This window comes from Moritella yayanosii (assembly GCF_900465055.1).
Classification (GTDB): domain Bacteria; phylum Pseudomonadota; class Gammaproteobacteria; order Enterobacterales; family Moritellaceae; genus Moritella; species Moritella yayanosii.
On sequence record NZ_LS483250.1, the window covers coordinates 645,745 to 658,372 of the forward strand.

At 40.2% G+C, this 12,628-nt stretch carries 9 protein-coding genes and 1 pseudogene; 6 read left to right on the top strand and 4 right to left on the bottom strand.

What is annotated here, in order from left to right:
- Positions 1-22: 22 nt before the first annotated feature.
- Positions 23-2,095, bottom strand: a complete 2,073-nt coding sequence (metG, locus tag MORIYA_RS02920) for a methionine--tRNA ligase (RefSeq protein ID WP_112718398.1) — start codon at positions 2,093-2,095, stop codon at positions 23-25.
- A 200-nt stretch (positions 2,096-2,295) separates the two neighbouring features.
- On the opposite strand from metG, the pseudogene apbC reads away from it, so the two are divergent.
- From apbC to dcd, 3 genes and pseudogenes are all read left to right on the top strand, one after another.
- A pseudogene (apbC, locus tag MORIYA_RS02925) lies at positions 2,296-3,375 on the top strand (iron-sulfur cluster carrier protein ApbC); the annotation flags it as partial.
- 131 nt (positions 3,376-3,506) lie between these two features.
- Complete coding sequence (gene udk, locus MORIYA_RS02930; RefSeq protein ID WP_112712563.1) at positions 3,507-4,151, top strand: uridine kinase; 645 nt, start codon at positions 3,507-3,509, stop codon at positions 4,149-4,151.
- 69 nt (positions 4,152-4,220) lie between these two features.
- Positions 4,221-4,823: a dCTP deaminase gene (dcd, locus tag MORIYA_RS02935; protein WP_112712565.1), complete on the top strand. Its 603-nt coding sequence runs from the start codon at positions 4,221-4,223 to the stop codon at positions 4,821-4,823.
- Between the two features lie 129 nt (positions 4,824-4,952).
- Here the strand turns inward: dcd and MORIYA_RS02940 are convergent, their stop codons facing one another.
- Positions 4,953-6,341: a YjiH family protein gene (locus tag MORIYA_RS02940; RefSeq protein WP_112712567.1), complete on the bottom strand. Its 1,389-nt coding sequence runs from the start codon at positions 6,339-6,341 to the stop codon at positions 4,953-4,955.
- Between the two features lie 615 nt (positions 6,342-6,956).
- Here MORIYA_RS02940 and MORIYA_RS02945 point away from each other — a divergent pair.
- Positions 6,957-8,870, top strand: a complete 1,914-nt coding sequence (locus MORIYA_RS02945) for an AsmA family protein (RefSeq protein ID WP_112712569.1) — start codon at positions 6,957-6,959, stop codon at positions 8,868-8,870.
- Between the two features lie 80 nt (positions 8,871-8,950).
- Here MORIYA_RS02945 and sbcB read toward each other — a convergent pair whose 3' ends face one another.
- Positions 8,951-10,393, bottom strand: a complete 1,443-nt coding sequence (sbcB, locus tag MORIYA_RS02950; protein ID WP_112712571.1) for an exodeoxyribonuclease I — start codon at positions 10,391-10,393, stop codon at positions 8,951-8,953.
- A gap of 192 nt (positions 10,394-10,585) precedes the next feature.
- Positions 10,586-10,801: a hypothetical protein gene (locus MORIYA_RS20970; RefSeq protein WP_197713347.1), complete on the bottom strand. Its 216-nt coding sequence runs from the start codon at positions 10,799-10,801 to the stop codon at positions 10,586-10,588.
- A 337-nt stretch (positions 10,802-11,138) separates the two neighbouring features.
- On the opposite strand from MORIYA_RS20970, the gene MORIYA_RS02960 reads away from it, so the two are divergent.
- Both MORIYA_RS02960 and MORIYA_RS02965 read left to right on the top strand, forming a co-directional pair.
- Positions 11,139-11,723, top strand: a complete 585-nt coding sequence (locus MORIYA_RS02960; RefSeq protein WP_112712573.1) for a hypothetical protein — start codon at positions 11,139-11,141, stop codon at positions 11,721-11,723.
- A 135-nt stretch (positions 11,724-11,858) separates the two neighbouring features.
- Positions 11,859-12,578, top strand: coding sequence for a tRNA-uridine aminocarboxypropyltransferase (locus tag MORIYA_RS02965; protein WP_112712575.1), 720 nt, complete (start codon positions 11,859-11,861; stop codon positions 12,576-12,578).
- Positions 12,579-12,628: the final 50 nt, after the last annotated feature.

Sequence of the window (12,628 nt, forward strand, 5' to 3'; positions counted from 1 at the left end):
CTATTTTTATGACTAAATCGTCTTACATTACGCGCATGCCAGGTTCAGAACCTTCATCCGGATTTAGTACAAAGATATCACTGCCGCCAGGACCTGCTGCAAGTACCATACCTTCTGACAGTCCGAACTTCATCTTACGTGGTGCTAAGTTAGCAACCATCACCGTTAAGCGACCTTCAAGTTGCTCTGGCTCGTAAGCTGATTTGATACCAGCAAATACTTGACGCGTTTCGCCGCCTACATCTAAGGTTAGCTTAAGTAATTTCTTCGCGCCTTCAACATGTTCAGCTTTTACAATTTTAGCAATACGTAAGTCAATTTTTGCAAAATCATCAAATGTGATCATTTCACCAATTGGCTCATCTTTAAGGTGTTTGTCAGAAGCTAGGTCGATAGGTGTTTCGTCAACAACTACTTCTTCTTCTTTCTCTTCTTCAGCAACAACAACTAAGTGTTGCTTAGATGCTTCAACCATGGCTTCAACTTTGTCCATGTCAACACGTTGCATTAACGGTTTGAACTTGTTGATTTGGTGGTCTGTTAATACTGTTTTGTGGCTATCCCAGTTGAATTCATCATTTAAGAATTTTTCAACTTCAGCAATCATATCTGGTAGTACCGGTTTCAAATATACCGATAGGATACGGAATAAGTTGATGCCCATAGTACAAACAAGATGCGCCTGCGCTTCACAGCCTTCTTGTTTTACTAATTGCCACGGTGCTTTGTCTGCAATGTATGCATTTGCTTTATCAGCAAGTGCCATAATCTCTTTAATCGCTTTGCTAAATTCACGCGTTTCGTAGTATTGAGCAATAGTATCGCCAGCAGCAACGAATTCAGCTAATAATGCAGGTTCTGAAATTTCGCTTGCTAGTTTTGCATCAAAACGCTTGTAGATGAAACCAGCCGTACGGCTGGCAAGATTCACTACTTTACCCACAACATCAGAGTTGACACGCTGTGCAAAATCTTCTAGATTCAAATCTAAATCAACAATCTTGCTGCTTAATTTTGCTGCGTAGTAATAACGTAGGTATTCTGGGTTTAGGTTGTCTAGGTAAGTACGCGCCATAATAAATGTACCGCGTGATTTAGACATTTTCTTACCGTTTACAGTAACAAAACCGTGTGCAAATACACCTGTTGGCTTACGGAAACCCGAGCCTTCAAGCATTGCTGGCCAGAATAGGCTATGGAAATTGACGATGTCTTTACCAATGAAGTGATAAAGTTCAGTCGTTGAATCTTTTTTGAAGTACTCGTCAAAATCAAGGTCGTCACGACGATCGCAAAGGTTTTTGAAGCTACCCATGTAACCGATTGGTGCATCTAGCCAAACGTAGAAGAATTTACCGGGTGCATCAGGGATCTCGAAACCAAAGTAAGGTGCATCACGACTGATATCCCACTGTTTCAGGCCCGCTTTAAACCATTCTGCGAGTTTATTGGCGATTTCATCTTGCAGGGCACCTGAACGTGTCCATGTTTGTAACATGTCAGAAAATGCAGGTAAGTCGAAGAAATAGTGCTCTGAATCTTTAAGTACTGGCTCGGCACCAGACACAACTGATCTTGGCGAGATTAAATCCGTTGGCGAATACGTTGCGCCACAGTTGTCGCAGTTGTCGCCATTTTGATCTTCGCTCTTACATTCTGGGCAGATACCTTTAACAAAACGGTCCGGTAGGAACATTTCTTTTTCAGGATCGAATAGCTGTGAAATTACCCGTGTTTTGATATGACCATTATCGCGCAGGCGCGTATAAATCATAGTTGCAAGTTCACGGTTTTCATCACTGTGCGTTGAATGGTAATTATCAAAACCAACATTGAAATCAGCAAAATCTGCCATGTGCTCAATTTTAGTCTGCGCGATCATTGCTTCCGGCGTAATGCCGCGCTCTTGCGCTTTAAGCATGATTGGCGTGCCGTGGGCGTCATCTGCACATACATATGTACATGTGTGACCACGTTGCTTTTGGAAGCGAACCCAGATGTCAGTCTGAATATACTCAAGCATATGACCTAAATGAATGGGGCCATTGGCATAGGGTAATGCGCTTGTTACTAATATTTTGCGTTCTGATGTCATAAAAATCTGATTCATCTTGTGGTTAAAAATAAAGTTATCCGATGTTACCTGATACGACCTATAAAGCATAGATGTTAGGCTAAAAACCCTGCTATTTTTAGCGTATTTATTTGTGATTCTTTGCTTTATCATTGATATAGTAGATTAATAAAGTATAAATGCTTAAAAGCTAAACACTTACAAGCTCAAATAAAGAGGCGGTTATGGATATTGCAAAGATCACTCGGCTCGTTGGTATTTTTCAACCTAAAAAATGGTTAAAAAATATTGGCGACAGTAATGTATTAGAAACAATTAACAACAAGGACGGTTGTGTTGAGATCCTGATACGGTTACCGTTTCCATCGTTGGATTTTGAAAATGAAGTTAAAACCAAGTTAGCACCCAAAGTAGCGCTAATGAAAGGCGTGGAAAGCGTTGAATGGGTGATAACGTTAGACATTGCGACCTTAGCCCGTTGTAACGACGCACCTGCGATTCATGGCGTGAAGAATGTCATTGCGGTTGCGTCTGGTAAAGGTGGCGTAGGCAAGTCCACGACAACTGTGAATACGGCATTGGCATTGGCTAAAATGGGTGCAAAAGTCGGTATTATGGACGCAGATATTTACGGGCCATCAATACCACTCATGCTTGGTGTCAGTGATTCTCGCCCAGAGCAGTACGATGGTAATAGCATGAAAGCCATTAACGCACATGGATTAGCGGTTAACAGTATTGGCTTTATTGCGTTACATGATCAAGCGATGATCTGGCGTGGTCCAATGGCGAGTAAAGCATTAATGCAGTTGTTAAATGAAACGCATTGGGGTGAACTCGATTATCTATTTATCGATATGCCGCCGGGCACGGGTGATATTCAATTAACCTTGAGCCAAAATATTCCAGTGACGGGCGCATTGATCGTATCAACCCCGCAAGATGTTGCACTTGCTGACGCCGCTAAAGGTATTAGCATGTTTAGGCAAGTGAAAGTACCGGTATTGGGCGTTGTCGAAAACATGAGTACCCATATCTGTAGTAACTGCGGTCATGAAGAAGCCATTTTTGGTAGCGGTGGTGTAGTGAAAATGGCGGCTCGTTTTGACACTGAATGTGTTGCTCAACTACCGTTACATATTGACCTGCGTGCGGATATTGATGCTGGTACCCCAACGGTTGTGGCACGACCTGATTCAGAGTTTGCAGCTATCTACGCGCAATTAGCAAATGATATTGTGAGTAAAATGTTTTTTCAAACGCACACAATATCAACAGAAATACCGATTAAGCTAACCTAATGTAGATGCTTTGATAAGCTATTATAGGTATTTACTAACTTAATATAGGTATTTTCCGGTTTGCTCTAGAATGACAGACTATAAATTTCTATAATAGCGGAGTCTTAGGCTCTCAACGGATCATTTTATTAATGAATAATACATCTAACTCTTGTGTGATCATCGCAATCGCAGGTGCTTCTGCATCTGGCAAAAGCTTACTTTCTTCAACAATCTACAATGAACTTGTTGCAGAGTTTGGCGAATCACAAATTGCAGTAATTACCGAAGATTGTTATTACCGTGATCAAAGTCACCTCGAGATGGAAGAGCGAGTTAAAACAAATTATGACCATCCACAAGCGATGGATCATAAATTATTGTGCAGTCATTTACAGGATTTACGTGACGGCAAGGCAGTAGAAATTCCAACGTACAGCTATACCGAACATACGCGTTTGGCTGAGACGATTAAATTGACACCCAAGAAAGTGATCATTTTAGAAGGTATTTTATTACTGACAGATCCAAATATCCGTGAAATAATTCACGCAAGTGTATTTATGGAAACCCCGTTAGACATTTGTTTTATCCGCCGTTTACAGCGTGATGTTGCCGAACGTGGCAGAACGATGGAATCGGTAATTGAGCAATACAATGAGACGGTTCGTCCAATGTTTTTACAGTTTATTGAACCATCAAAACAATATGCGGATCTTATTGTCCCGCGTGGTGGTAAAAACCGTTTTGCGATTGATACATTGAAAGCGAAGATTTGTCAGTTACTTAACGACTAATTTAAGTGGTTTGTTGCATCAACGCGAAAAGCATTATAACTAACACTGCACTTATTAAAGAGAGAAAATATGCGCCTGTGCGATACAGATATTGAAAAATACTTAGACGATGGTCGAATTTCGATTGAACCAAGACCTGACCAAAGTAAAATCAGTGGCGTAAGCGTTGATGTTACTTTAGGTCATGAATTCCGAGTATTCCAAGCACATAACGCACCTTATATTGATTTGAGTGGCCCTAAAGAAGAAGTGGCTATTCAGCTTGATAAAGTCATGAGCGACGAAATCGTTATACCTGACGGTGAAGTATTTATCTTACACCCAGGTGAATTCGCTTTATCGGTAACGTTTGAGAAAGTCACGCTGCCAGCAGATATCGTCGGTTGGTTAGATGGACGTTCATCATTAGCGCGTCTTGGTCTTATGGTACATGTAACAGCACATCGTATTGATCCTGGTTGGTCTGGTCGTATCGTGCTTGAGTTTTATAACAGTGGTAAGTTGCCGTTAGCCTTACGTCCGAGAATGACCATTGCTGCGTTAAACTTTGAAACACTGTCTGCACCGGCTGCTCGTCCTTACAATAAACGTAAAGATGCGAAGTATAAAAACCAACATGGTGCCGATACCAGCCGTATTAACCAAGACGATAATAGCAATCAAAGTGCATAATGATTACTCAGTCATATAATGAGTAGCTAACTGGACTAGCAGTTAATAACTTAAATAGAATATAAAAATGCCCATCACTGTTAGAGTGATGGGCATTTTTTTGTCTACGTTTTTTTAGCTAACCGTAATTTAGAAGATTAGATGTGCAATACCGGTGATGATCGGCAGTGTTATGATGGTACGGAGTACGAAGATAACAAATAGGTCAACGATATTAACGGGTATTTTACTGCTTAACAGTAATGCGCCCACTTCTGACATATAGATAAGTTGCGATACTGATACACCAGCAATAATGAATCGAGTCATATCACTTTCCATTGATGTAGCAAGAATACTGGGTACAAACATATCTGCAAAACCAACCACTAACGATTCAGATGCAAGTGCAGCTTCTGGCACGTTCATAAACTCAAGGTAATACATGAACGGTTTACCAAGTACTGCAAATACCGAGGTGTATTCCGCAATAAGTAGACCAATAGTACCGATTGCCATTACGACAGGTAAGATACCAAACACCATATGCGTTGCATTTTTTAACCCTTCGATAAACACTGTTTTGTATGACGTTACTTTTGATGCTCTATCAACGGCTTGCGCAATACCCCATGAGAACACAGTGTGTCCAGTTGGGATCGACTCTAAATCGTGATTTTTTGGTGTACCATCAATATAGATATCTTTTTTCCAACATAGAGGTGGCAGTTTAGGCACAATGATCGCCGCTACGATACCTGATAATGTGATGGCCATGTAGTAAGGTAAAAAGTATTGCTCTAAGTTAACCTGTGCAATTACAACGAGACTAAAGGTAATTGATACCGCCGAGAACGTAGTACCAATAACAGCGGCTTCACGTTGAGTATAAAATTTCTCTTGGTACTGCTTATCCGTTAATAATATACCTACGCTGCCGTCACCTAACCAAGAGGCAATACAGTCTACCGCAGAGCGGCCAGGTAGATTGAAGATAGGACGCATGATTTTAGTACATAACGCGCCACATAACTCCAGTAAACCAAAATTAAGCAGTAACGGTAACAGCAAGCCCGCAAAGATAAATACTGCGAATAAGGTTGGTAATAAATCGTTGAGTACCAAACCACCGGTATTTTCATTCCAAATATATTCTGGACCCACTTGGTAAACCGTTGCGATAGTAAAAGCACAGCTGAGGATTCTGACGATTAGCCAAAGTGGTGTTGGCATGAATAACTCTTTGCAGAATGCACGTTCAGTAATAAATTTTGGTTTAAGCAGCACTGCTAGTGTGGATGCCACAGCCATGAATGAAATGATGACGGTAATGATATTACGTAAATAACCGTCCAATACAGACATTAACAATTTGGCTAATAAGGCGACTGGAATTGTCATGTCACCTTCATAGGTAACCGGTGTCATGAATAAAAATAAGCCGATTAAAGAGGGTAACAAAAATCGGAGTAGTGATTTATTACCTAAGTTTGTTTTATTTATGTCACGCGGTGATTCAGCGTAAATATTATCTTTCATTAAATAGTTCCCTTTTATAGGACTAACACTGAGGATCAAATTGATATAACAGTGTTGCCACTAAATATTCCATTTCTATTTGTATATCTATTTTACTCTAACGTTTGGAGTTTTAAACTGCCTTTAACTTAATTACTGGAGATAGTAACTGCGAACATACATGTGAGAAACATATTATTAACACCATGTGTCAGGGGTCATGAAAATAAGATGTTTTATGGAGATTTAAGTGCGCCATGTCACATAAATAGGTTTTAAAGCTAAATTATTGTATTGATTAGTGTGTTTTTTCTAGTTTTATATTTCAATGAATAATAGATATGCAGTAATTGTGATTATGTTTTCGTATTTAAGCTATATTTGTGAATAATATAAAAATAATGAAATTGTTTTTATGATTGTTTTTTGAGCTGACTGTTTCGTTTTACAGAATATAATGATAAATTTATGCAATATAATTAAAACTTGTTAATTATTGGTATCGATAAGCTGTATTGTTGTTAATCCGTCTGTTTTCTGGTAATTACATGATATTATTAGGCTAGGTGGCGTTAACATAATGCTTGGTACGTTATTTTAATTGATTTAGATGTATTTTTATAAGGTGGTTTTAGGATGAAAAAAGTACTGCTTGGTATTGGCGGGCTCATTGCGATAATTTTTATCGTCGGTGTTATTGCAATGAAATTCCTAGTTAATGAAGAATTAATTAAAGATAATTTGATTGAGCAAGCAAAGCAATTGACTAAACAAGACGTCACGATTGAAGGGGACTTACGTTTAACTTTCTATCCACAGATTGGTTTTGAATTAGGCAAAATTACCTTATTTAATAAACATGAATATTCAGACGCGATACAAATTGAAGTGAAGAGTGTGCATGCCGCCGTTGAGCTTATGTCGCTATTGACTAAAACAATTGTGGTAACGAATGTGCAAATTGATGGCTTAACCGTTAATGTAGAAACGTTAACTAATGGTCGTAATAACATGGATGAGTTACTTGCTAGGTTAGCGCCGCCAGAAAAGCCATTATCAAACGAAGATATTCAAGCGATTAAAGTAACACCAGAAGGCGAGATTGCCAAAAGTGAATATCAATTTGTGGTCAAAGGGGTGAATATAACCAACGCCCAGTTATCTTTGAATAATCGCCAAGACGGCACCTATCATAAATTGTCTGACAGCAGCTTAAATATAGGTGAATTTGCCTTTGGTAAGCCTGTGCCGATCACATTCGCTGCAAACTATCGTACCAATGAGTTAACCGTTAAATTAAATACCAGCATGGTACTCACCGTTGATGAGCAATTTAACCAAATTAAATTAGCACTGCTGGATAATAAACTCGCGTTAACTGGCAAGTTACTACCTCGCCCAGAAATGACTATTTCACTGCAAGGTGATCTGACCTATGACAATGTTTATAAAACAGTAAAATTTGTAGGGCTTAAATTAAATGTCGATGAACTTACCATCACTGGTGATTTGTCTGTTGATGTATTTTCAAAGCCTAGCATTGAATACAACCTCGCAATGAATACCCTTGTCGTTGATGATTGGCTGCCTAAGGCTGAACCTGTAAGTACAAATAACGGATCAGCGGCTAAAGGCACAGCAGGTCTGACTAGTAGAAATCAACAGGTAGAAGTTGAACCGGATCTTAGTGCGCTATCAAGTGTTAATCAAAAAGGATCATTGACGATCACTCAAATTAAGCAAGGCGAGTATGTCTTGGATAATATTAAGCTACAAAGTGAGTTAAAAGATGGTGTATTCCAGTTAACCAAACTGTCGGCTGATCTTTATGAGGGCAAGTTAATGGTTCAGGCCCTGTTAGACAGTAATAAGAAGCCAGCGGTATTCAATATGAATAGTACGTTAGAAAAAGTGCAGTCAGAGCAATTAGTCACAATCGCGGCAGGTAAAAAAATGCTGACCGGTTTGGTTGATGTAGACGTGCGTTTAAGCGGTAAAGGCTTAACCATGACCAAGTTGAAGTCGATGACTAAGGGGACGATTAATACAAGGTTTTCTGATGGCGCTGTGTTAGGGATTAATGTGGCACAAGAAGTGCGTAAAGCGATTGCTATGTTTAGCAACAAACCTGCCGGTAATGCGGATCAACGTGAACAGACAGATTTCAGCGCGATGGAGGCAAACTTTAAACTCGGTGGCGGTAAGTTAACCTCGACGAAGATCGATTTGGCTTCACCGGCGATCAAGGTGGATGGCAAGGGTTATGTCGATCTGATGCGTGAACAGCTTGATTTTACTTTTGGCGCCTCATTGGCCGAAAATATTGGTGGTCAATCGAGTTCAACAATGAAGGTTATTCGTGACTTGCGTCTTCCTGTCGAAGTGAAAGGCAGCTTTGCAGCGCCAAGTATCACATTTGATTTCGGTGATATTACTAAACAAGTCATTGAGCTTGAAAAAGATAAACTGATTGATAAGTATTTTGGGTCAGACGAAGACAAGAATAAAATTAAGAATGAAATATTTAGAGGTTTGAAAAAACTATTCTAATTTGGAGTTAATATAAGCCTGTTAGTGATATCACTGACAGGCTTTTTTAATGTGCTCATTTGAATCTTATTGGTTAGCCGCTATGCACCAATGATCTTCTGACCATAGAGGTATAGTTGCTGCAGTAGTTTCATTTTGCGTTCGTCATGACTATTTTCAATCGCCAATGCATCTAAACGGGAAAAATAGGCTGGTGCACTGTCTTCTAACACAGAGCGACAGTGATTAAGCCACTTTTGTTGCTCTGGCATTGAGAGTAAATGCGGGAAGTTACGCGCACGATAACGGAAGAACAACTCGTTAAAACGTTCATCACTGATTTTTAGTTGCAACCCTGCTAATTGCTCGGGTGCTGTTTCGCGTAATATTTCAAAGTTAGCTTTATCCCCAGCGCTAAAGAAACCATCGTAGATCATGGCATCAACATTGTTTGATTTTGGATATTCACGATCTACTTGATAAACACCCACCACACTCTCGCGTAGCGTTGCGCTTTCTTTTAAACGTTTAAGGTTTGCTAAGCAGGCGTTACGATCAATGCCTAAACGTTCGGCATTTTCAGGCAATAACGTTTTCGCGGGTGCTAGCACTGGGCACTTATTAATATGAATAAGTTTCAGCGGGATAGGGGTTAGATCGCCTAGGTCTTTCTTGGGTGTATATAAACGCTCACGCAGTTGATCCGCGCTTAATTCTAATAGTGGGGTAATGTCTTGGGCTAAGTCCGCCACGATCACGGCATTGTCGTTGGTAGGATGCCAAGCCAGTGGCACTACCCAACTTGTGAAACCACGGTCGGCACCAAACATACCACTCACATGCACTAATGGTGTCATGTTGATGATATCAATAAGCGATTCGACTTTACGCTTGCTACGTAAGTTAAATAAGAAGTCAAATAATTTAGGTTGTTTTTCTTTAACCAATTTAGCCAAAGCAATGGTTGCGTATACATCTGATGTTGCATCATGCGCATTGGCGTGCTCAATACCATTGGCTTTCGTTAATAGCTCAAGACGCATGCTTGGCAGGCCATCATCATTTTCTGGCCAGACAATGCCTTCTGGACGCAGTGCATAACAAGCGCGCATCAAATCAATAATATCCCAGCGTGAGTTACCATCTTTCCAGGTATGTGCGTATGGGTCGTAGAAGTTACGGTAGAAGATATTACGCGTTACTTCATCATCAAAACGGATATTGTTATAACCAATGATACAGGTGTTTTTGTGGCTGAACTGCGCTTCAATACGTTTACTGAATTCTGCTTCATTCACACCTTCAGCTTGGGTCTTTTGCGGTGTGATCCCGGTAATTAAAGCGGCTTCTGGCGAAGGAAGGTAATCATCTGATTGACGGCAATAAAACATATCCGGTTCGCCGATCACGTTAAAGTCCATGTCGGTGCGAATGCCAGCAAATTGAGAAGGGCGATCGAGGGACGGGCTTAAGCCGAAAGTCTCGTAGTCATGCCAGTAAAAAGTGGGTTGTTCAGCTGCTGATTTATTCGAATTGTTATCCATACTACGCCTTGTTCTTATTCATTTTTATCTAATTAAATACAGCGGATACTTAATGGTTTGAAAACTCATGAATATCTGCTGTTAAACGATAGTGAGAGGGTAAGCTAAGCTCGAATAGATGGCAAGTTATAAAGCCTTAGATCAAGCATGATCCGACAATCTAAAATTACAATTTTCAACGGTATTCGTTTCTTAGCGTGTTTTGGCCACTTCAGCCCAGATAGGTGAAAGAACAGGTATTTCTATCAATCGGATTAAGTTGGTTTTGTTTAATGGCTTGCTAAAGAATAACTCATACACTTGTTTCACAGTCGTCGCCCATACCTGGAACTTCAAATTGAGCTTGTTCGTCACTGCGAAGGGAAAATGCTGTGTTTGAGAGGTGACTTGTGATGAAGCGTCAGGCATTCTCGCATTTCCTTATGAATAAAATTTAGTCGCTGTATTTTCATTTAAGCAATTCGAAACCGCAAGGAAAATAACAAATCTGATAATATCTATTTTCGAAATTGAATCGTGGCTAATTAGGTTAAAAATTGTGTTATTGTTTTAACCTTTTCGAACACTAAAAAATTAATTTAGTCTAGTCTAAATGAAGTTGGAAGTGCATATTTATGAGTTATCACATTATTTTTAGGTTTTTTTCGTAAATATGCTTTTAATCACAGCGACAAAGGTATAGAATCCGCCTCCTAATTTTTCTAGAAAGCTACTAAAATGTAGCTGGTTATCTGCAAGGTAGACAATGAGTCATTACACAGTTTTAGGTTTATCAACATGGTTCGAATTAGTCGAACGCATCGGCTCAGAAGCAGAAGCCAAGACGTATTTTTCAGAAACGAAACTGGTTGAGTACAACAGCAGAACTTGCCTCGAATTAATTGAAGCAGGTATGTTGATGCATTTGAAGAATTGGTTAGCTGCACAATACCAAGAATTCAAATCAACAGGTGAACGTTTACGTCGAGAGCAAGTCTCGCAGTCTACAAATTCTGTCTCAAGTAAACTTTACTCGATAGAAGTGATTCGAACTCGTCCGCAAGTGGTTGGGCAACCAGTGCCACAACAAGTACAACACGTTGCATCGTCACAATTTGCGACGAATCAGGCTCGTCCTGTACATACGACTGCGACACCTGCTGCTGTGAAGCCAGAAGTTGCAAGACCTGTTGTTGCTGCTGCACCTGTTGCGCCACCAAAGCCACGCGTAATAACGTCTAAAATGCCAGCACCAGAAAAGAAACCTGCTGCTGCATCTATGGCTAATTTCTTTATGCGTCAGGTTCGTGCGACTAAATCTGAATTGGAAGATCGTAAGCACCATAATTAAGTAACGCTTGACGCGTACCTTAACTATGTGAATGACTCGTAGCAAGTGTTGTCCCACGACGGTGGTGATAGAACTTGGTACTGGGTCATTTTTTTATCTGCATTTTGGCAATTTATTTCTAAGTGGTATTACTTTATGCGCATTCATAATGTTCATCGATTAGCAATACAGCGTTTAGCTGACAGTACCAAACCTTTTAAAGCTCGTGGCGGTCGATTAATTCGTTGTGATTACTGCATGTTAGGCAAGCAATTTTGTATTTGTGAACACCAACCGTTAGTAAAATCGACAGCTGGTTTTATGCTGGTGATGTTTGATTATGAAATGATAAAACCGAGTAATACAGGCCGTTTGATTGCTGATGTCATCGAAGACACATTTGCTTACCAATGGTCACGTACCGAGCCCAATCAAGAGATGATCGATATCATTAACCAAGATTGCTGGCAGCCATTCATTATCTTCCCTGAAGAGTATGTGGTTGAGCGTGAGCGGGTACAAACAGGGCCATTAATCATTGAATCGGGCAAACGACCGTTATACATCCTACTTGATGGTAGCTGGCGTGAAGCGAAGAAGATGTTCAAAAAAAGCCCGTGGTTAGAAGATATACCGGTGATCTCATTTGATCCTGACGTAGTTTCACAGTATCAGATCCGCAAGGCGGCAAAAGACAATCAGCTCGCAACGGCAGAAGTTGCATCATTGGTGTTGGGTCATCATGGTGAAGCTCTGAATGCGGATATTCTTGGCTGTTGGTTTGATGTTTTCCGCGAACGTTATCTTGCTGGCACTAAGCAACTTAATGTCGGTGTCGATGCTGCACTTAAACGTTTACAGACACTAACGGTTTAATTTCACAGTACCTAGACTTAACAATAGAACCCTGATTGTGTACCGACCTT